15 protein-coding genes are annotated in these 21,700 nt (G+C 45.7%); 9 read left to right on the top strand and 6 right to left on the bottom strand.

The annotated features are described in order from the left end of the window. Positions 1–682 precede the first annotated feature (682 nt). The 4 genes from GCHA_RS21295 to GCHA_RS21310 all read left to right on the top strand — a co-directional run bounded on the left by GCHA_RS21295 (position 683) and on the right by GCHA_RS21310 (position 12,051). On the top strand, positions 683–1,354 hold the full coding sequence (locus GCHA_RS21295) for a PEP-CTERM sorting domain-containing protein (protein WP_007992057.1): 672 nt from the start codon (positions 683–685) through the stop codon (positions 1,352–1,354). Next, positions 1,351–8,400, top strand: coding sequence for a family 16 glycosylhydrolase (locus GCHA_RS21300; protein WP_007992058.1), 7,050 nt, complete (start codon positions 1,351–1,353; stop codon positions 8,398–8,400). The genes GCHA_RS21295 and GCHA_RS21300 overlap by 4 nt, the downstream gene beginning before the upstream one ends. A gap of 228 nt (positions 8,401–8,628) precedes the next feature. Next, positions 8,629–10,617 (top strand): hypothetical protein, encoded by a 1,989-nt coding sequence (locus GCHA_RS21305; protein WP_007992059.1) that lies wholly within the window; start codon positions 8,629–8,631, stop codon positions 10,615–10,617. A 315-nt stretch (positions 10,618–10,932) separates the two neighbouring features. After that, complete coding sequence (locus GCHA_RS21310; protein WP_007992060.1) at positions 10,933–12,051, top strand: nucleoside hydrolase; 1,119 nt, start codon at positions 10,933–10,935, stop codon at positions 12,049–12,051. Between the two features lie 99 nt (positions 12,052–12,150). Here GCHA_RS21310 and GCHA_RS21315 read toward each other — a convergent pair whose 3' ends face one another. Then, on the bottom strand, positions 12,151–13,422 hold the full coding sequence (locus tag GCHA_RS21315; protein WP_007992061.1) for a hypothetical protein: 1,272 nt from the start codon (positions 13,420–13,422) through the stop codon (positions 12,151–12,153). A 109-nt stretch (positions 13,423–13,531) separates the two neighbouring features. Next, complete coding sequence (locus tag GCHA_RS21320; protein WP_007992062.1) at positions 13,532–13,972, bottom strand: MarR family winged helix-turn-helix transcriptional regulator; 441 nt, start codon at positions 13,970–13,972, stop codon at positions 13,532–13,534. 128 nt (positions 13,973–14,100) lie between these two features. Between GCHA_RS21320 and GCHA_RS21325 the strand changes: the two genes are divergently transcribed. Continuing rightward, on the top strand, positions 14,101–14,529 hold the full coding sequence (locus tag GCHA_RS21325; RefSeq protein WP_007992063.1) for an organic hydroperoxide resistance protein: 429 nt from the start codon (positions 14,101–14,103) through the stop codon (positions 14,527–14,529). Between the two features lie 4 nt (positions 14,530–14,533). Here GCHA_RS21325 and GCHA_RS23095 read toward each other — a convergent pair whose 3' ends face one another. Then, a complete protein-coding gene (locus GCHA_RS23095) occupies positions 14,534–14,701 on the bottom strand; it encodes a hypothetical protein (RefSeq protein ID WP_007992064.1) in 168 nt (55 codons plus the stop codon). Positions 14,702–14,863: 162 nt separating this feature from the next. Between GCHA_RS23095 and GCHA_RS21330 the strand changes: the two genes are divergently transcribed. Beyond that, complete coding sequence (locus GCHA_RS21330) at positions 14,864–15,799, top strand: AAA family ATPase (RefSeq protein WP_007992065.1); 936 nt, start codon at positions 14,864–14,866, stop codon at positions 15,797–15,799. Next, the gene (locus GCHA_RS21335; RefSeq protein ID WP_007992068.1) at positions 15,800–17,227 is read left to right on the top strand and encodes a vWA domain-containing protein; all 1,428 of its coding nucleotides are present in this window, start codon (positions 15,800–15,802) and stop codon (positions 17,225–17,227) included. Here the strand turns inward: GCHA_RS21335 and GCHA_RS21340 are convergent. Next, complete coding sequence (locus GCHA_RS21340; RefSeq protein WP_007992072.1) at positions 17,202–18,212, bottom strand: GlxA family transcriptional regulator; 1,011 nt, start codon at positions 18,210–18,212, stop codon at positions 17,202–17,204. The two genes, GCHA_RS21335 and GCHA_RS21340, sit on opposite strands and share 26 nt — an antisense overlap. A 165-nt stretch (positions 18,213–18,377) precedes the next feature. Here GCHA_RS21340 and GCHA_RS21345 point away from each other — a divergent pair, with 165 nt between their 5' ends. Both GCHA_RS21345 and GCHA_RS21350 read left to right on the top strand, forming a co-directional pair. After that, the gene (locus GCHA_RS21345) at positions 18,378–19,559 is read left to right on the top strand and encodes an acyl-CoA dehydrogenase family protein (RefSeq protein ID WP_007992073.1); all 1,182 of its coding nucleotides are present in this window, start codon (positions 18,378–18,380) and stop codon (positions 19,557–19,559) included. A gap of 2 nt (positions 19,560–19,561) precedes the next feature. Then, positions 19,562–20,701 (top strand): acyl-CoA dehydrogenase family protein, encoded by a 1,140-nt coding sequence (locus GCHA_RS21350; protein WP_007992074.1) that lies wholly within the window; start codon positions 19,562–19,564, stop codon positions 20,699–20,701. Positions 20,702–20,988: 287 nt separating this feature from the next. Here GCHA_RS21350 and GCHA_RS23100 read toward each other — a convergent pair whose 3' ends face one another. Further along, the gene (locus GCHA_RS23100) at positions 20,989–21,177 is read right to left on the bottom strand and encodes a hypothetical protein (RefSeq protein WP_083880198.1); all 189 of its coding nucleotides are present in this window, start codon (positions 21,175–21,177) and stop codon (positions 20,989–20,991) included. Between the two features lie 120 nt (positions 21,178–21,297). After that, the gene (locus GCHA_RS23105) at positions 21,298–21,696 is read right to left on the bottom strand and encodes a hypothetical protein (protein WP_039992894.1); all 399 of its coding nucleotides are present in this window, start codon (positions 21,694–21,696) and stop codon (positions 21,298–21,300) included. Between the last annotated feature and the right edge of the window lie 4 nt (positions 21,697–21,700).

A 21,700-nucleotide genomic window follows, 5' to 3' on the forward strand; every position in this document is an offset into this window, starting at 1 on the left:
AAAGATGCATAAAAACGATGTATTTATGGTCATGTTAGGTACATCTTTTTGAAAAAGTGTGCGTAAGCAGATAGATAAGTATTGTCGTTATCGTCAATGTTTTTAGTAGACCAAACATCGCTGAAAAATCATTCACTTTAAGCGTGGTTTTTAAAAATTGGCAGTTAATATGAATGTTAGAGCCGCAGATTACTAGCGAAAAATAATGGTTTTTTGATAATACTTAAAAACTTATCGCTAAAACGGTAAAAATATTCAACATCAATGACTTAGCTGAATAAACTTCATTTTAAGTCAGCATATATCCATAACTCGTTTCTGAAATCATCACCCATTAAGCTTAAAAAAAGATCAATGAAAGCGCTTTCATTGGTTCGGTTTCTTTGTTACTGTAAAAATATTGTTTCTTAATTGTTAATTTTGCTGGCGGGTACCAAACACACGCCGAACATTTGTATTAAGCGAAAATGAAAGCGCTTTCATTGGGTGGTTTTGATATCAAAGTCGGTTTTGGTCATTACCAATGAGTAACAAGAAACAAGTGAGTAATGGATTTGGGTTTTGTTGTGTACTACCTGGGTTGTCATCAAGCGGTTCTCAGGGTTCGACCTACCTAATGAATATGCAAGGTACATAAAGTCGCCTTTAAAGGCGAAAAATCAGACACATTCAGGAGAAACACATGAATAGAACCTTTAAACATATCGCCTTCGCCAGCACTCTGCTTATTGCAGCCCCGCATGCTATGGGCAGTCTTTTAACTGGAGGTAATTTCGCAGACAACTGCAGTATTGCGGATTGGGAACAGCATGGAAATGTTGCCATTAGTGGCACTCCAGGCAATTGCGCCGCCATGTTAAGCGTTGATGATGTAGTTGATTTTGAGACTGAGCTAACACAAGTGGTAGCATTAAGTAGCGGCATTGACTACCTCTTGAACGTTGATTTTAGTATCGACACAACAACAACCGATCCCACTTTAGACGATGTATTTTCGATCAGCTTACTTAATCAAGATTTTGATTTCATCGAACTGTTTTCAACAGACATTCTGGCTGCGCAAAACTTTAGTGAATCGCTAACGATTGCGGCCACAGAGCTTGCTAGTTATGCAAATCAAGACTGGTCACTGTCGTTTTTCCTGTTTGATGGTGCAGATTTTGATGACAACCAATCTAGTGTATCTATTGCATTTGCCTCGTTAGATGCCGTTGCAACTGATGTGCCTGAGCCTTCCAGTCTTGCTCTACTCGTGTTGGGTTGTGCTGGAATTTTAGGACGTAAAAAGCGTTTTTTCACGCGAATAAATAACAACATTAGCGCCAACCAAACAAGAGGTGGGCATAACCAATGAAAAACAAACATGAGATTAACAGCATACTGAGTGCGCTTTTACTTGCCACTTCTTATTCTGCATCGGCCGAGTGGGCAGCGCTAGACAGCAGCGTAGACGTTAGCCAATCTAGCGCGCGGTACGTTCGTGCAGAATCCGCTTATATCGCCCAGGTAAAGGCAACCAACAACGGTGAGAATACAATATCTGGGCCGTTTAGAGTTTTAATTGAAAATGCCAGCTTGAACGTGAAAAACGCCGATGGATTAACTGAAGATGGCGTGCCTTATTTTGACTTTTTACTAGACGAAATAGCGCCTGGTGCAGCGATTTCCACCACTGTTAGCTTTGAATACGCTCGGCGCACACGCCTTAGCTTTGCTTATGAAATCCAAAATAATGCCTCCATAGATGCTGACGGTGACGGGGTCAATGATGACATTGATCAATGTCCTGCAACGGGGGAAGGCGAAGACGTTGATGACGCTGGTTGCGCATTAATCGATAGTGATTCTGGCTGGGCGTTAGTCTGGCGAGATGAGTTTAACGGTAATGCGATTGATGATACCAAGTGGACCCACGAAGTGAACTGTGACGGTGGCGGTAACAACGAAAAGCAATGTTATACCGCGAGTAGCGACAATGCCTATCTTGAAAATGGCGTGCTGAAAATCGTCGCCAAACCAGAGTCGGCTCAAGCATTACCATACAGCTCGGCGCGTTTAATCAGTAAAGAAAAAGGTGATTGGACCTACGGGCGCTTTGAAATACGGGCCAAAGCACCATCAGGACAAGGGGCTTGGCCCGCGATCTGGATGCTACCGACAGACTGGAAATATGGCGGCTGGCCTCATTCTGGTGAAATAGACATATTTGAAGCCGTTAACTTAGGTGTACCTCTTGACGATGGTCAGGGATCTATTGAAAACAAGGTGCATGGCACACTACATTATGGCAAGAGCTGGCCGAATAACGCGTATTCAGGACACAGTTATACCCTACCAGATGGGGAAAACCCCGCAGATGATTTTCATGTCTACGCAGTTGAATGGCAAGAAGGTGAAATACGCTGGTATGTAGACGGCGTACTGTATCAAACACAACTAAAATCTGAAGTGAGCTACAACAGTGAAGGCCAAGCTGATGGCTTAGTGCACAAGGGCTGGTTCACCGAACAAGACGGTGAAAACCTGTTAAACAACGCACCCTTTGATGAGCGTTTTCACTTGTTGCTTAACTTCGCTGTGGGCGGCAACTGGCCGGAAGCCGTAAACCAAGGAGGGATAGATGCAAGTGCCTTTGATGGCCAAAATAGCTTCGATGTGGATTACGTGCGCGTATTTGAATGTTCGGTTTCTCCTAGCACGGGAGAAGGCTGTGCAACGGTAACAGACAACTACTTAGATCCTAAATCTGAAGGTGGCACTTTGATTAACGGCGCTGCACCCGCGCCAACTGCGCCATCAGACGGTATTGCTCGCGATTTAATTATTTTCGAAGATGACATGACTGCCTCTTGGCCTGCTTGGGATTGCTGCGGTGGTACCAACCCTAATGTGGTATTCGATGAAGACGTTCAATCTCAAGTGATCGAGTTTACAGTTGGGGGCGCTCCAACCGTACTAGGTTTTAACACGAATGTAGCGAGCAGCCCAAGCCCGTTCGATGCTTCACCCATTTATGAATCAGGCGTGCTTGAATTCGCCTTAAAGTTGGTCACTGCGCCAAATAATGCAGCCGCGGGTTGGAATGTGAAGGTTGAACAGGGCAATGCCGCGACCGCAGCGCAGGTGAGTATCGCCACACCCACTGAAACATGGCAGCATTATTCAATCCCAGTTAAAACTCTAAGTGACGCAGGTTTAAACCTCAATGGCATTGACATCGTGATGCTATTCCCTGATTGGGGCCAAGGTGAAGGAGCTGTTTTCAGAGTAGACAACCTACGTATTTTACAAACACCAAGTAATGGCGCGGACAACGGCGAGGTCGAAAGTAATCTGCCGGCTTTTGATTTTGAACCAGAAGGGTTAGGCGCAGCATTAAACTGGAACGTGTTCGAAAATAGTGATAATCCGCCACTGGAATTTGTAGCCAACCCGGATACATCGGGTATTAATAGCTCATCAACGGTCGCCAAAATCACAGCGCGAGTCGATGGTGCGCCATGGGTTGGTACTGAAATACAGCACGGACAAATTACTCCGTTCACTTTAGATGAAAGCAACAGTATCGTTAAAATGATGGTCTACAAAAGTGTCATTAGTGATGTTGGTGTTAAGTTCGCGATTGCCAGTGGCGGTGCCCAAGGCGAAATAAAAGTCGCCAATACTAAAGTCAACGAATGGGAAGAGCTTACTTTTGATTTTAGCGATTATATTGGACGCGTAGAAACCATAGATATTGATCAAGTTATTGTATTTCCAGATTTTGATTTCGCGACTCGCGAACAAGATAATCTCGTTTATTTTGACAATATTCGCTTTTATGGCAGCGCTGATGACGACACAGGCGACAACGGAAGCGGTGGCGAAGATGGGGGTGACAATGGCGGCGAGCATCCTGAGCAAGAAGGAGAGTTAATTGGTAATGGCGGTTTCACCAATGGTAGTGAAGGCTGGGTTGGGGCCGTTAATGTTATCTCTGATAACGGCAACAATGTGTTTATGGCAGACGTTGCTGTTGCGGGTAACCCCTGGGATGTCAACTTAAGCCAAGTAATGACCTTGGTGCCAGGTGAAACCTATGAACTGACCTTTAAAGCTAAGGCGTCAGTAGCGCGCAGTATTATCGCTGGTTTAGGGATGAACTACGCTCCATGGACAAACGTAGCGCATACTGTAGCGTTATCTACGAGTTGGCAAACTTTTACCTATACCATTACTGCAGCAGGATTTGGTGATGACAACAGTCGGGTCTTCTTTGATTTAGGCGCCCAGGCAGGGGTCGTTTATATCGATGATGTCAGTGTTGTAGTAAAGAGTGAAGATGATGGAGGAGGCAATAACGACGGCGGTGACAATGGCGCAAACACCTTAGTCACCTTCGACTTTGAATCAGCAGGGTTTGGTGCTGAACTAAGCTGGAATGTATTTGAAAATAGCGATAATTCACCACTGGAGTTTGTAGCCAATCCTGATAGCTCAGGTATTAATGACTCATCGACGGTTGCGAAGATCACTGCCCGAGTCGATGGCGCGCCATGGGTAGGTACAGAAATACAGCACGGACAAATTACCCCATTCACCTTAGATGAAAGCAACAGTATCGTTAAAATGATGGTCTACAAAAGTGTCATTAGTGATGTTGGTGTTAAGTTCGCGATTGCCAGTGGCGGTGCCCAAGGCGAAATAAAAGTCGCCAATACTAAAGTCAATGAATGGGAAGAACTCACTTTTGATTTCAGTGGTTATATTGGTTTAGTGGAAACCATAGACATCGATCAAATTATTGTCTTTCCTGATTTTGCCACCCGTACCCAAGATAATGTCGTCTACTTCGACAATATTCGCTTGACCAACGGTGACGACGTTATCACCCCGCAGGGCTGGAACTTAGTCTGGAGTGATGAATTCAGTGGGACCTCCATAGATCAAAGCAAATGGACCCATGAAGTGAACTGTGACGGTGGCGGCAACAACGAAAAGCAGTGTTATACCGCAAGCAGCGACAACTCTTTTGTGGAAAATGGCGTGCTAAACATTGTGGCTAAAGCCGCAGCAAATCAACCATTGCCCTACAGTTCAGCGCGTTTGATCTCTAAAAACCAAGGCGATTGGACTTACGGCCGCTTTGAAATTCGCGCAAAAGCACCCTCAGGGCAGGGGGCATGGCCGGCTATCTGGATGTTACCTACAGACCAGATATATGGCGGTTGGCCACATTCTGGTGAAATAGACATATTTGAAGCGGTGAATTTAGGTGTTGCGCTAAACGATGACGGCGGGAATGTAGAATCTTACGTACACGGCACACTGCATTATGGTCAGAGCTGGCCGAACAATGATAGCTCAGGACACAGCTACCTATTGCCGGATGGAGAGAACCCAGCGGACGATTTCCATGTTTACGCGATAGAGTGGGAAGAAGGTGAAATACGTTGGTATGTAGATGGCGTACTGTACGAAACCCAGCGCAAATCAACACTAAGCTACAACGACAATGGAGATGCGAACGGGTTAGCGCATAGAGGCTGGTATACAGAGCATAGCGGCGACACATTATGGAATAACGCCCCGTTCGACGAGCGCTTTCATTTGTTGCTTAACTTCGCGGTGGGCGGCTCATGGCCAGAGGCCGTTAACCAAGGCGGAGTAGATGCCAGTGCGTTTGACGGCACAAACCGTTTTCTTATTGACTACGTGCGTGTGTACGAATGTGCCAATTCACCTAGTAATGGCCTAGGTTGTGCAACTATCACTGAGGGCTACGGGGATTCTGTTGAAAATGGCGGAACCTTAATAAACGGTGCGGCACCAATTCCCGTGCCTGAGTCTGATGGTATCGCGCGCGATTTGCTTATCTTTGATGATGCGATTAATCCCCAGTGGCCTGCTTGGGATTGCTGCGGCGATTCAAATCCTGTGGTGGTGTTCGATGAAGATGCCCAATCACAGGTGGTCGAATTCACAGTAGGTGCAACGCCAACTGTACTTGGCTTTAACACTAACTTTGCTGATGTACCTAGCCCTTTTGATGCCTCCCCTATTGAAGCGAATGGCACGTTAGAGTTTGACCTTAAGTTAGTTACGCCAACTCATAATGCATCTGCCGCGTGGAACCTAAAAGTAGAACAAGGTGGGGCATCTACTGAAGCGGTTGTGACACTTGCTACGCCCACACCACAGTGGCAACACTACTCAATCGAGGTTGCAGCTCTCAAACAGTCTGGCCTGAGTTTAAACGGTATTGATGTGGTGATGATATTCCCTGATTGGGGCCAAGGTGAAGGTGCTGTGTTCCGAGTCGACAACATGCAGTTTTTACAAGGCGAAGATGACGGTTCAGGCGATGATGGCGGGAATAACGGTGATGACGGCGGCACTGACCCTGTCGTGGGTGATGAGCTAGTAGCAAATGGCTCTTTTGAAAATGGCAGCGAAGGCTGGATTGGTGATGTAAGCATAGTGGAAGATACGACTTCTGCTGATGGCAATCATGTGTTTCAAGCCGATATTGCGATGGCTGGCAACCCATGGGATGTCAATCTAAGTCAGGTAATGACCTTGGCTTCAGGTGCTACTTACACTGTGACTTTCAAAGCCAAGGCGTCAAAAGTACGCGATATGTTAGTCGGACTTGGTTTGAACCACGATCCGTGGACAAACGTCACTCAAAGTGTTGGGCTGACAACTGATTGGCAGAACTATACCTTCACGTTAACCGCCAATGGTTTTGGCGATGACAACAGTCGGGTATTCTTCGACCTTGGTGCAGACAATGGCGTGGTGCAAATAGATGATGTCAGTGTTGTGCAAGTCGAAACAACAGGAGGTGATAACGGTGGGCCAGCCGAGCAAGAATTTGTTTTAATTTCCTCTACTGACGAGACTGATATCGACTTTTTGCCCAGCACTGTGGGTGAATGGAGCACGGGTACCACCATTCAAAGCGATGTGATGTTTGATGGTCTGCTTGGCTGGGAATTAACCTCTAGCTCAAATTCGCCCGAACAAGGTAATTGGGGCACGGTACTCGCTTTCCAAAATGGTATTAATGGCGATTTTAGCTTGTTTAATCGCATTGAGTTGACGTTAGCCACGACTGGCCACTTTGCTGGTGGTTATAAAATTGCTATCTCGGCCAATGGGGTGAACAAAGAAATCTCCCTACCAGTCAATGAGTCAATTAGCACATGGCAGAGTATCGTCCTTGATATGGCTGATATCCCGCTGAACCTGTCGCAAGTTGATTGGATAGCTGTATACGGTATAGGCGGTCAATCAGGTGTGTCGCAGATTCACTTGACCGACTTTTCTTTGCTAAAAAGTGCAGCGATTGAATTTGATAGCAATACCGAAAATGACTTTGTGTTTATCTCATCCGATGCCTCAGTTAGCAGTGACTTGATTGTTGATAACGACAATTACAGCGACGCTGGTAACGTCATATTTGGCGAGTGGAGCACAGGTACTATGATATCAAGTACCCAATATGCAGGTTTGAACGGGCTACGTTTGGCTGCAAATGGGTCTTGGGGCGCGGTATTGGCTTTGCAAGGTGATATATCTGATGGCGTGAATATCGATAACTATGACGTTGATTTTAGTCAATACACTAATTTGCGCTTTAAAGCAGCCTCCCATGGGGCGTTTGAGCGTTACGCTGTGTCTATCGTGTCTAAAATCGGTGACGGTGAAGTGGCCCAAGAAGTTGGATTTACCTTGGCAAATCAAGCTGATTGGAACGAAATTGATATTGATCTAGCTATGTACGGAGTAAATTTATCCCATGTGAGTCAAATCGCTATATTCGGTGTGTATCAAGGCGGCTCTGCGAGCCAAAGCTTGTACATTACCGACCTTGTGATGTACGACACAGGTAAAGTCGTTGCCAATAGCAAAGACAGCTCAGATGACAAGTTTGTATTCTTCTCATCGACTGGCGAAGATACTGATATGGTATTTGACGGTGACGACTCTGCTCACAATGGCAATATGACGATCAGTGAGTGGTCAACGGGCACTACTTTTAACTCAGAAGTGATATACAACGGACTTAGCGCATTTCAATTGATACGCGGCTCAGCAAGTTGGGGCGCAGTGCTGGCATTAATGGGTGACATATACGGTGATGTGCAGGAATACAGCATAGATGTTGCACAGTATAAAACCCTCAATTTTAAAATTGCTGCCCAGGGTGGGTTCTCTGAGTACACCCTAGATTTCGTGGTAGATGGGGCAGAGCATAAGATTCCGCTTACCGTGAACAGCAATTGGCGTGATGTGACCATCGACTTAACAGACGTACCGTTAAATCTGTCTAAGCTCACCCAAATCGCCATTTTCGGTGTGGGCGGTGCTCAAGGTAATAGCATTTACATTACAGATATGAATTTTAGTCAGTAGTAAAAATAACTGAGCCAGGGGGGAAATGTGCTTAACCCCTAACTTAGCTAAAATCCGAAAAACCTAAACCATGTTACGACTAAGTGGTTTAGGTTTTTTTTGATGACCTGCGTTATGAAAATGGTCAAAGTTTGACTCATCGGATGATTGACCATAGTATTTGCTCGAACCCACTAGAAGCAAAGGAGTGCATGGGTACTCCTACCGCTGTATAAAAAGGAATTACGTTTGAAATACTCTAAAATCGCCATCGCTGTATCCGCAACTGTTTTACTGAATGGTTGTCTGGAAGTCGAAGATAAAAATAATTCTGAAGTCGTGAATGCTCTTCAGCAACAAAATGAAATTCTCAGTGAGCAAGATCAGAAGAAATCCGTGACGGTTCGCGGCTTGATAGTGAACGCCAGAGATAGTGAACCAGTGAGTTCGGCCAAAATAACTGTTAAGACCGGAGTTGAGACGATAGCTGAAGGCATAGTCGGTGCTGACGGTAAATTTAGCATCAGCGACTTACCTTCGAACTCCGATTTAGATCTTATCGTCACAAGTGACAGTGATGAATTTATGTCTCGGGCGTTTTTCTTTAACACTGAATTTTCCGAAGGCTCAAATAACCAGCAAGATATTGGCATATTAGGTGTATCTGAAGCTGTAGATGTGTCTTTTACCGTGTTGAATGGTGCTGATAACACGCCAGTAACCGATCTGGTTTTTAAAGCTGACTCTAGTTCTCCGAGTTACTCAGGCGTGAGTTCCAGTACCTTCGAATATTTGCACTTATCGACCTTCGACGAGGTTAACGGCATATATAACATGACATTACCTAGATACATTGACGTAGCAGCGACGGCTTCTTTAGACGTTAATAAAGATGGAGAGCCTGATTATGTGCTTGAGAGCCTTCCCTTTTCTAGTGGTAATAACATTACATTCTTCTCAGCAAATGAAGGTGATGCGAATGAGATTTACCTGTTAACAGCAGATGATGCAGCACCAGAGGAAGTCGAATACCGCGTAGCGTTAGTTGACGAGTTCGGTGATCCGCTTCTTGGGGCTACCGTACTCGTAAATGATCAATACAACGATGATGTAAGTGCTACTTATGACGCAGAGGCTGGCGAATACGTCATTAGTGCAGCATTTGTACAGAGCTTGAGTATTCAGATCCCTGCCTTTAGTGTAGGCGAGATCAATTATCAGAGTGCATCAATTAATATAGGCGAACAGAATGATGGCCGTTTGAGCGTTTATTACTCAGGGGCTGCTGATTATGCCTCCTATTATGTGTCCTCTGATACAGAATCACTGAGTTTTGCAATTCAACCACAAGAAATAGTAAATAATGTAAGTGAACTTGAAGCGGTTTTGGTGAGCGAACCGAGTAAGATGGATTCAAGCTGGAATGTGTTTTATTCACAATCTGTAGCCGTTGAAGTAAGCGATGTTACATTGACTAATCTAGATGCTTTTACTGTTACTAAAGGGAATGCAAGCACTGATGATTTGGTTCTAGCAGGAACAACCAGTATTGTTGGCGGCATTGATATGGCTGTTAGTGTGGCTTTAAGCAAAAATGATACGCGTTTAACGGTCTCGCCAGATTCACTTTTAGTCGCAGGTGATTCATATCAATACACAGTGGGGACGATTGAAGTTGTCGCCACGGGACAAACTATCGACTTAGCGTCTGACAGCAAACAATTCACAGTGCCGGCAAATGAAGAAGCCGTATTTGATATAGCTCAGGTTCGCTTAGATAATAATAACTACACAACAAACGGTAACGCCATTACTGCACAAAATACAGCAGGTGAAGCATCGACTCCTTTCGATTATGATCGCAATGTATATTTAGTATTACCATCTACCGTCAATAGCTTACAAAGTTTCACTATGCGTAGGGTCTCCATTGTGGAGGATGGTAGTAGTGCTCTATCAATAGAGACCTATAATCTAGTTGAAAATGGAAATGTTCAACTTAATTCAAGTGCTTTAGTTGCGCTCGCTCAAAATGAAACGCTTTATACAGATAACATAAACTTCAGTATTTATGACGGGATGAACTTACCTGATGTAGCAAAAGCATATATGAGACAAATGTATATTTATCTTTCTGACAGCACTTCAAGTAATGAAAATAGTGCTACCTTTGAGTATGCTTACGAAACAAAATCGGGTGATGTTGTAACGGGTAACATCAAGCTCAATGTTGAGTAGCTCAATGCAGAGTAGCTCAGTGTAGAGTTACATCACTGATAAAAACCTAAACCATGTTACGACTAAATGGTTTAGGTTTTTTTATGTCGTAATCGTAATAAAAACTGTAGGAAGAGCTGCAGCAAAACTGGAACGAGAGCCGCAATAAAAAGCACAAAAAATGGTGCAAGCTCTAATTACTTGGTGCACTGCGGGGGGTATCTATATTTTATTCATAGCCTAAGGCTTTGAATTTAAAGGTTTGTTTATTAAGAGAAATGTGGTGCTGTTTTTGCTACATTTGCGCTCCTTTCATTATTAGTTATTGGTATTTAGATGTTCCAACGTTTTTCCCGCTTATCAAACGCGTCACTGTTTGTCGTATTTTCTATTTTTTGTTCCACTGCATCTGCTGAAAAGGTCATTTATGACACGGATATGGGGATAGATGATTGGTCTGCCATGCTGGTGGTTGCTAACCACCCAGAGATTGAATTACTAGCGGTTACCTCGAATGGCGTTGGGGAAGGCCACTGCGCTGAAAACATGGTGAATATTCCAGGCTTGCTGGCGCTATCAAATTCAGCTGATGTACCCTTTGCCTGCGGCGACCATTTCCCAATGGACGGCTACTTTGTTTTTCCGGCTCCGTGGCGCAAGCAGGCTGATACTTTGTCAGGGGTGCCAGTGCCTACAACTGATCATGTGCCCACAGAGCTTAATTCTGTTGATTTGATCCATCAATTACTTAGCGAACAAGACGAGCAGGTGGTGTTACTTAGTGCTGGTAGCTTGACCAATATTGCCCAGTGGTTGCAGAAGTACCCTGAGGATATGCCGAAAGTGTCGCGCTTGGTCATGATGGGCGGCGGCTTTGACGCCCCGGGGAACATCATAGTGCCTGGTTTTACCGGCGATCACCCCAACAAAAAAGCAGAGTGGAATATTTATGTGGATGCCGTTGCAGCAGACATCGTATTTGCATCGTATTTGCCGGTAGAAGTTGTGGGGTTAGATTTAACTAACCAAGTAATGGTCACGCCTGAATACGCAAAGCGTTTCAAGTCTGAGGTGAAAACACCAGCCGCTGAATTTTGGGATAAAGTGCTAGATGATAACGACTGGTTCATCGAGTCAAACGAGTATTACTTTTGGGATGTGTTAGCGGCGCTTGTGGTGGTTGAGCCAGAGTTGTGCCAAGGTGAAATGCAATCAGTTTGGGTTGAGCATAATAAAGTTTCATCTGGAGATAAATGGGCAGACACGAGTATACCTAACGTGACTGAAGCAGGCATTGCGCGTTCTCACTATGACCCTGCTACGTTCGGGATCACCCGTATTGGTGGTGATAATCCTGCGGTTAAAATCTGTCGTCATACCCAGCCACAAAGAGCGTTTGATGCACTTATTGAAATTTTGAATATCCAAGACTCGTCGAATAATAAGACGATATAAGCGATAAACGTGTTTAGGCATAAAGATATACACTCTGGGGTGTCAACACAATCTTATGCCTAAAACACTTATTCGGGTTTCAAGTCAGCTGCCACATACCTAATTAAAATCAGGTATGTCTTTGGCCAGCTTTTCAGCCAATGGTAGGGATATAGACACCGAGCTTAAGGTATTCTGACGGCTTAAATCCATTGGCTGTGCGGTGGTTTGTTTTTTGAAAAAGCCTTTATCACGCAATTTGAAAACGCGGGTAACCGTGGGCAGTAAGCTGTTTTCTGCTAACCATAGCAGGCCAGCGGTCACAGGCCCACCGGCGACCAAACCTAGGCCTAAAAAGCCGATGCTTAAGGCCACTTTTTTTATGCCGCCATCCTGTTCGTCGTTTTCAAAATGTGCCGACAAGGCTTTAGAGTATTTTAACGAAACCTCTTCAACTAATTTAGCGTTGGCTTGGCCTGCAAAAAACTGATCCATCACGTCTTGATATTCTTTTTGCACGGCGGCGACGTCACTGAATGGGTCGACCAACTCTTTCCATAATTGTGGGCGGTCAAACGAAAGCTTTTGCGGTATTTGAATTGAAGGGATATCGACTAATTCAGATTCAGTTGGTTGACCAAGTTGAATTAAATCTGCGAATGCTCGGCTATAGCGCGTCTCAACCAGTATTTTACGTTGGCTAAATTGCGCACTTAAACATACCGCAAAATTATAGTGATAGGCTTCTGTTGCTAAGCCCATTAGCTCATTTAGTTTTGCTTTGCCTTGTGGCTCATTACCGACAACCTCAATGCAAGCTTGCTCCCAGCGGGTGCGCGTCGCTTCTTTGTCGGTCTTATTTTTCGCTGTGTAAAGGTCAAATACTCGCTGAAAATCATCGTTAGATACGGCTGTCATGCCCAGCGTGTCGACCTGTAAATCACGGCTGCGCCCGAGCATATTGTCGAACCCATGACTGATGTGTTTCTTTGGCCAAGGGATAAAATTTTCGATGCGCTGTAAACCTGGCTCCCACTGCTTAAGCATGCGCTGTAAATCAGGCCATTCAGCACTTTTTTGCAAGGCTTGAAAGCTGTCTACGCCCTGAGCGGCCATTTTCTCGGCTACGTCTAAAAGTGAGCCGCTACGTGACATTACCTGTACAAAGTTTGCTTCTATTAAAGCTTTTAGCGGAGAGGATGTTGGGTTAAGCAATGCTTGGCGAGCAAACGGGTGATTAAGTAAATAACCATCGTTGATAATGATCTTTTCGCCCAGCAGGGCTTTACGGATCAGCATCTGGTTAAACTGCTGTAGGCCTATTTCTATGTTCCACGGATAACGCTGCACCACATCATCTAAGGTGCCTAAATAAGTTAATGCTTGTTGCACAGTAAATCGACTCAGTTGGGAAAAGTAAAATTGAGTATAACCTTACTAGTTACTGATTTTTATGCCTTTTTTAATTGTTTTTCAACAATAAAAATTGTTAGTAAACCGATTACTCTTGCTCATTTGTATTGCCGACAACCAAGTCAAGTAGCCCCATTAGCTCAGTCATGTGTTTTGGGGCTAGTTGTGGAAATTGGCACAAGACTTTACTCGGAATATCCGTGGCTTCCAGCTTCATCGTTTGGCCCGCCTCACTGAGCTTAATTACCCGTTTACGTTTGTCTTGTTCGTCTTTGATGATACTCAACAGATTTTTGTCAGCCATTTTTTTCAAAATTTGCGTCATCGCGCCGCCATCGATAGCTGTACGCTCGATAAGCTCAGCAATGGTGATATTGTCTTTCTCCCATAAGGCCATCATCACCACATATTGCGGGTAAGTCAGGTTCAACGCGCGCAAAGGCTCACGATAGGCTCGGGCGATATTGTTCGATGCCATGTATAGCCGATGACAAAGTTGATTTTTTAGCTGTAAATTTTCAAACGACATAAAATACCTCGGTAAATATTTTAATTTGCATACAAATTATTTGCAAAGCTTAATTTTCCGCACTATTATTTTGCATGCAAAATAAATTCAGTGCTAAATTTCGATAAGCACTAATGACGGAGAATCTTATGAACGTATTAAAAAATGTCGCCTACACAGCGAAAGCCACCGCTACAGGCGGGCGCGAAGGTACAGCCAAATCTGACGATGGTCGCTTAGAGGTAAAACTGTCCACTCCTAAAGGATTGGGCGGTGATGACGGGCAGGGTACAAACCCAGAGCAGTTATTTGCAGCGGGTTACGCAGCATGTTTTATTGGCGCGCTAAAAGTGGTTGCTGGCCAAGCAAAAATTGCCCTACCTAGTGATGTGTACATCAATTCAGAAGTGTCTATTGGTGGCATTGAACACGGCTTTGGTATCGCCGTTAAACTGGCTGTGTCAGTAGGAGACATGGACAAAACCCAAGCCCAGGCATTAGTCGAAAAAGCCCATCAAGTATGCCCCTACTCAAATGCAACTCGTGGCAATATTGAAGTAGAAATTTCAGTTATCTAAGACGTTAGCAGTCACAACAAAAAGCCAGCTTTAGCAAGCTGGCCTTGTACATAGTTGATATCAATTCGTCTTTGTGCGCCTCTGGTTTGTCATCAAACTTTAGGTTAGAAGCCAGCCAAATGCTGCCAAGAATAAACACAGTCACAGGTAATAAAAACCATAGCTCTTGCATAAACATCTTCCTTTATAGCTATTCAAGTCACGCTGCATTTCCTGTCCAGATTGGCCTAACTATTAGGCCAGTTGATTGTGTATTAACAGCTATAACGATTTGCATTTGCCTGAACCTTGCACGAATAATGCGCTATCACTCCATTTAAACCGTCGGAAATTTGTGATCATAAAACACCAAGACAAAATTGCTTCAGCGCAGGTGATCCAACGCCAGTTTGAGGCCTTGGGCTACATTTGCAGCCAGTCAGTCGCCACCGCTATTTATCTGGCCTGTCATTTACAAAAGCCGATCTTGATAGAAGGGCCCCCTGGCGTAGGTAAAACTGAGTTGGCTAAGATAACCGCGGCTTATTTGAATGCCCCGCTTATTCGCATGCAGTGTTATGAAGGACTCGACGAGTCAAAAGCGTTATACGAATGGAAGTACGGCAAACAGTTGCTTTATACCCAAGTGCTTAAAGAGCAATTGGGTGATGTGCTGCGCGGCGCAAGGGGGTTAGAAGAATCGATTGCTAGGCTGCATGATTTTGGCGATATCTTTTATTCCCAAGACTTCCTGGAACCTAGGCCCTTGTTGCAAGCACTGCAAAGCGAAGAAGGTGCTGTGTTACTGGTGGATGAAATAGACAAAGCAGACCAAGAATTTGAAGCCTTTCTGCTTGAGTTGTTATCAGATTATCAGGTGTCTATTCCTGAAATTGGCACGGTGAAAGCGAAATCTACGCCTATTGTTATGCTAACCAGTAACAACACCCGAGAGCTAGGTGACGCGTTAAAACGCCGCTGTTTGCATTTGTATATTCCGTTTCCTGACACCGAACTGGAAAACCGGATATTAGCCGCCCAAGTCGACGATTTAGGCGTGTTGCTGCGAGAGCAAATTGCGCAACTGGTCACTCGATTACGGGAATTGCCTTTGAAAAAATCCCCGGCGGTCAGCGAAACAATCGATTGGGCAAGGGCGTTGCTGCTTTTGAACGTAGATGAGCTTGATGCCCACTGGGTAAAGGAAACCCTCAACCTGCTGTTAAAGTTTCAAGAAGACATCGACTTAGTCGAGCCTGAAATAACAACTCTATTAAAAGGTCTGGCGTAAGTGCGTTTTATCGCTGATTTTATTGGAGCGCTGCGCGAAGCAGGGCTACCTATATCACCAGCGGAATCATTAGATGCGCTTAATGCCGTTAGTTTGGTTGGACTTGAGCGTCGTGAAACCGCTAAAACGGTTCTTGCACTGACACTTGTTAAGCGCCAAGAGGATAGAGGCGTTTTTGACACACTGTTTGGGTTGTATTTTGCTGGGCTGAAACAGCCAAATGAACCGAACGCGAAGCAAGGTAATGAGCAAAAGCCAACAGATCAGACAAACCACCCTCAAGGTGCGCAAGCTCTCTCGAAGAATGCGCAAGCCAACACAGAAGAGGCGCAGCGCAGCGATGCTTCCTTTGGCGCTCAGGCCAGCGCCAGTTCAGCTTTAGGCCAATCCCTTAGTCAACAAGAGGACATGGGGCTTGCTATTACACAAGCCGCCAGCGCTGAAAATCTCTCGTCAATTGTGTTATTTACCCAGAAAAATCAATTTGTGTACAAGATTATGCAGCGTCTCGGCGATGAAGAGCTGCGCGAAGAGTTGAAAAGTCAAAACCAAAACCAAACTCAAACCCTAGAGCAAAGCACATTACTCAGCGACCTTGAAAAACGCCGCGCTCAGTTATTTGAACAAGTAACGGACTACGTTGAGCAGCAATATTTGATTTTCGCGAAGCAAAAAGGCCTGCGCTTCCGCGACCAGCATATGCAACAAGTGAAACTAAATCAGCTTGAGCAAGCAGATTATCAGCGAATGCAACGCCTAGTACAAAAGGCGGCACGCAAATTAGCCGCCCAGCATAGTCACCGCCGATTGACCCGCAAACGGGGCGTGCTTGATGTGCGTAAAACTATTGCAGCCAATGCTGCGTTTGACGGTGCATTGTTTCATACCCGCTGGAAAGCCACTCGAGTCGAGAGACCAAAAATAGTGGTGATCTGTGATGTGAGTGGGTCGGTAAGTCGCGTAGCGCGCTTCCTATTATTGTTTTTATATTCACTGCAAGACGTTATCCCCAAAGTGCGCTCGTTTGTGTTTGCCTCGCAGATGATTGAGGTAACCGAGCTGTTGCAACAACAACAGATTGAATCTGCACTAGAGACAATCATGCAGCGCTGGGGCGGTATGTCCACTGATTACGGTAAAGCCTTAGCCGGTTTTGGCTCTCAGTCGTTAACCAAGCTAGACAAAAAGACCACAGTGATAATGCTGGGCGATGCACGCAATAACCAAGGTGACGGGCGCACAGACATCTGGCAAAAAGTGTATCGTCAAAGCAAGCGGGTTTTGTGGTTAAACCCAGAGCAACGCAGCAGCTGGGACACAGGAGATTCTATCATGTCAGAGTATTCGCCTTGGTGCAGCAGCGTTGAACCTTGTCGTAATCTGAAAGATATAGAGGGGATATTTAGCCGAATTTTAAAGTACTCTTAGTGTTGGGTGCTTTTGCTCCTGAAGGCCGCAATCGCTGGCGATATTCACGGGGGGTGACATCCGTCAATGTCTTAAAGACTTTCGAAAACGAGCTAATATCCCGATAACCCACGCCCATTCCAATGGTTTTGATGCTGTCTTGGGTGTTGCCAAGGCGATGTTTAGCCGCTTCAATGCGCAGCCGTTGTAAATAGCGAGAGGGTAGCTCTCCGGTTGCTTTTTGAAAGCGGCGAATGAAAGTACGCTTACTCATACCGATTTGATTGGCCAGCGCTTGCAGTTCAACACTTTGGGTAAAGTGTTCATCTAGCCAGTCTTGGGCACGGTGAATTCCCACGTCACGATGCTGGCGAAAGCCGGCAATATTAATTAAATTCAAATCATAGGTGCGCCGACTATCGAAGCTGATGTCTCGAGCCAAGCCCGCCGCAATCGAGGCTCCGCAAAACTCTTCAACCAAGTGTAAGCTCAGATCCATTGCGGCGTTTTGTCCATTTGAGCTATAAATTCTGGCGTGTTCAACACTGGCTTGGTTGGCTTGCCATTGTACCTTGGGATAGCGCAGCTCAAACTCGCGTAAATGGCGCCAATACGTAGTGGCGCGCCCGCCGTCAAGCAAGCCTGCTTCTGCAGCCCAAAAAATCCCACTGTTAACACCGGCAATACGTGCACCGTTTGCATGTTGCTTCACAAGCCATGGCGGAATGGCAGGATATTGCTCAGTAAGGTGCTGAAAGTCGCCCCAATAATGGGCCAGCATAATCAAATCATAAGGCGCATCGCTGATGGTGGTATCGCTCTGTATGGTCTGCCCACCGTAGAGCTGAATCGGCTGGCTATCGGTACTGATTAAGTCGCACTGAAACTGCTTATCTTTTGGCTGGCGCAGGTTAACGCTGTGAAAAAGCTCTAAAGAGCCATACACAGTAGATGCCCAAGCCCCGTTGAATATCAGTAAGGCTACCCGCCATTTCGCTTCTGACATGCTTTTACTTCTCTGAGGTTGTTCAATATGGCACTTATGCCATATTAAGTGGCATTTTGCACTAAATACAATGCTGCCCAAGGGGCGTACAGTAGCGTCATACGGCAGTAAGTGTGGTGGCTATTCATTAGCCTCGAAATGTAAAATTGAAAGAGGAAGCACCAAGTGGATATAACTTTTTCGGCTGAGGAATTGGCCTTTCGTGACCAAGTGCGCGAATTTTTAGCCCAGAACTGGACTCCAGATTTAGCACGCAGAATTCGCGGTGAAGATGAAGAGTTCAAAGCGGCGCAAATTGAGTGGCAAAACAAACTAAACGACAAAGGCTGGCTTGCCCCAGGCTGGCCTGTTGAGCATGGCGGTGTGGCATGGTCGGTCACTGAGAACTTCATTTTTGAAACCGAGCGCTCACTTGCTGGTGCTCCTGATGTGGTGCCATTTGGCTTGAAAATGGTCGCCCCAGTTATTTACGGTTTCGGTAACGAAGAGCAAAAACAACGCTTCTTACCGCGCATTCTTAAAAGCCAAGATTGGTGGTGCCAAGGGTATTCAGAACCCGGCGCAGGGTCCGACTTAGCGGCCCTTAAAACCAAAGCAGAATTAGATGGCGATGATTACATTGTTAACGGTGCGAAGGTATGGACCACCTATGCGCAATACGCCGACTGGATTTTCTGCCTAGTGCGCACAGATGCTTCTGGCAAACGCCAAGATGGCATCAGCTTTTTACTGATTGATATGAAAAGCCCGGGGATCACAGTCAATAAGATTTCTTCTATTGACGATCATCACAGCTTAAACGAAGTGGTGTTCGATAACGTTCGCGTGCCTGTGGCAAACCGCATTGGCGAGCAAGACAAAGGCTGGACTTACGCAAAAGCCTTGTTGGCCCACGAGCGTACGTCTATTGCTGGCGTTGCTGACTCGAAGCGTCGTTTACGTGACTTACGTAAGCTACTGAGCGAAGAAATTAGCGGCGGTCGCCCCTTGATTGAAGATGTGCAATTTCAAAACCGTCTATCGAACACAGAAATTGAACTGATGGCCCTGGAATACACAGAGCTGCGCGTATTGGCTTCAACCGCTGACGGCAAAGGGCCGGGGGTTGAATCATCATTGTTGAAAATTAAAGGCACCGAAATTCAACAGGCTATCCAGCAGATGTACATGGATTTAGCGGGTTATTACAGTGGTGTGCTTCACGGCGATGAAACCGCTGAAAGCATAGGTCATGCTTTTGGTCACGACGCTAGAAAAGCCTACATGTACGGACGTGCCGCCACCATTTACGGTGGGTCAAACGAAGTGCAGAAAAACATCACCGCTAAATACGTACTGGGTCTTTAATCATGAATTTTAATTTATCTGAAGAACAAAACATGCTCAAAGACAGCGTTGCGCGCTTTGTGCAAGACGAATACGACTTTGAAACTCGCCGCAGCAATGCTGCTAATCCTTTAGGGTTTAATCCTGATAATTGGCAAACCTTCGCTGAATTAGGTTGGTTGTCTATTCCATTTGAAGAAGCCTATGGCGGTTTCGGTGGCGGCCCAACGGATGTTATGGCCGTGATGGAAGAAATGGGCAAAGGCTTAGTGGTTGAACCTTTCGTGGCAACGGTACTGATGTTTGGCGGCTTGCTGAGCAAAAGTGACAACCCAGCATTAAAAGATGCCAACATTGAAAAAATTATCGATGGCTCATTACAAGGGGCCTTTGCTTACGTAGAACGTCAAAGCCGCTTTGAACTGGCCGATGTAAAAACCCAAGCTAAGCGCGACGGTGACGACTTTGTACTCAACGGCGAAAAAACGGTGGTGTTCAATGGCGCCGCAGCCAACAAAGTGATTGTTTCTGCTAGAACATCAGGCGAGCAATGTGATGAAGCAGGTATCACTCTGTTTTTGATTGATGCAGATGCGCCAGGCGTCGAGCGTACCCAGTATCGCCTAATGGACGGCCAATTAGTGGCCAATATTAAACTTACTGATGTACGCGTAGCGGCAAGCCAAGTCGTTGGTAAAGTGGATGAAGGTTACACCCTGATAGACTCGGTAGTCAGTGACGTGACCATCGCCCTGTGTGCTGAAGCATTAGGCATTATGCAAAAACTGAATACTACCACCATTGAATACACCAAAACGCGCCAGCAATTTGGCGTGGCAATCAGCAGTTTTCAAGCTCTGCAACACCGCATGGTTGATATGTTTATGGCAGGTGAGCAAGCCAAGTCGATTTTGTATCGCGCGGTTTGTGCAGCAGAAGGCGAAGCAGATGATTTAGCCAAAAACATCGCCGCGTTGAAAGTGATGATTGGGCGAAACGGCAAGTTGATTGGTGATGAGGCGATTCAATTGCATGGCGGCATGGGCCTTACCGATGAGCTAGATGTTGGTCATTACGTTAAGCGTTTGATGATGATTAACACCACGTTTGGGGATGCGGATTATCAGCAACAGAAGTTTAATCGTTTAGCTTATGCAGAGTAAGCAGCGAGTTGTGATGTAAATATGCGGGCCAGCTTATAAAGCTGGCTTTTTTGTTTTTTAGCATGCACTTCGTGCACTTATGAGCTGCGCTCACTAGAACATGCGCTTTGCTTACTTATGACCTGCGACCACTACCGCATGCGCTTTGCTTATTTATGGCCTTGGGCCACAGAGCATGCACTTCGTGCACTTATGAGCTGAGTTCACTAGAGCATACGCTGCGCGTACGGCATCCATGCCTACTTTCAACCCCCGTCCCGGAGCTCGAGTAACTCTTTCTTCAACAGCTAAGAAAGAGTCACCAGAAAGAAGCCGCCTCCGGCCAATTTTTTGCTCCCATATTTGAACCCGACTTCAGTGCCAGAACGGCGAAAGGTAACATCCATGTAAATCACTTCGCCTTGCCCAGACATCCCTGTCAGGGCATCTGGCAAGCCGACTTCAAATATGGAAAATTGGAGTCGGTAGTAAGTCAAAAGCAGCGACTGCGTCGCCTAAATATGTACTTCGTACATTTGTGAACGGTGTTCACTCAATCGTGCGCTGCGCTTACCAGCATCCATGCTGGATATGACAGACCATCCGTGGTCAGCCAGTCACTTCTTTCTAACAGCCGAAAGAAGTAACCAAGAAAGGCCGTGCTCCAGCAAACTTTCTAATCCGCTAACCGCCGCGCCTTTTTTGTCATACCGGCGTGAGGAAACATCCCTGTAAAGCGCACGCCGATCAGGTTCTTCGAAGGTGTTTAATACAAAACTCATTTTCAACCCATCCTTGGTAGTGCAGCCAGCTTCACCATCCATGGTGAATCGTTCACCCGACAGGAGCGCTGCTCCTAAAAGCCTCGGGTTCACCCCTATCTGGCCATCTGACAAGTCGCTGCTGTTATCGGGAAAGTTTGAGTCGCCAACTGATTCGCTGCGCTCACTAAAGCATACGCTGTGCGTATTTATGGCCTTGGGCCACAGGGCATGCACTTCGTGCACGTAAAGCATGCGC

Source organism: Paraglaciecola chathamensis S18K6, assembly GCA_000314955.1.
GTDB lineage: Bacteria > Pseudomonadota > Gammaproteobacteria > Enterobacterales > Alteromonadaceae > Paraglaciecola > Paraglaciecola chathamensis.

What these genes read in the sequence shown, in the direction of transcription:
- GCHA_RS21295 (WP_007992057.1), top strand. Translation starts at nt 683, where the DNA reads ATGAATAGAACCTTTAAACATATCGCCTTCGCCAGCACTCTGCTTATT.
- GCHA_RS21300 (WP_007992058.1), top strand. Translation starts at nt 1,351, where the DNA reads ATGAAAAACAAACATGAGATTAACAGCATACTGAGTGCGCTTTTACTT.
- GCHA_RS21310 (WP_007992060.1), top strand. Translation starts at nt 10,933, where the DNA reads ATGTTCCAACGTTTTTCCCGCTTATCAAACGCGTCACTGTTTGTCGTA.
- GCHA_RS21320 (WP_007992062.1), bottom strand. Translation starts at nt 13,972, where the DNA reads ATGTCGTTTGAAAATTTACAGCTAAAAAATCAACTTTGTCATCGGCTA.
- GCHA_RS21325 (WP_007992063.1), top strand. Translation starts at nt 14,101, where the DNA reads ATGAACGTATTAAAAAATGTCGCCTACACAGCGAAAGCCACCGCTACA.
- GCHA_RS23095 (WP_007992064.1), bottom strand. Translation starts at nt 14,701, where the DNA reads ATGCAAGAGCTATGGTTTTTATTACCTGTGACTGTGTTTATTCTTGGC.
- GCHA_RS21340 (WP_007992072.1), bottom strand. Translation starts at nt 18,212, where the DNA reads ATGTCAGAAGCGAAATGGCGGGTAGCCTTACTGATATTCAACGGGGCT.
- GCHA_RS21350 (WP_007992074.1), top strand. Translation starts at nt 19,562, where the DNA reads ATGAATTTTAATTTATCTGAAGAACAAAACATGCTCAAAGACAGCGTT.
- GCHA_RS23105 (WP_039992894.1), bottom strand. Translation starts at nt 21,696, where the DNA reads ATGCTTTACGTGCACGAAGTGCATGCCCTGTGGCCCAAGGCCATAAAT.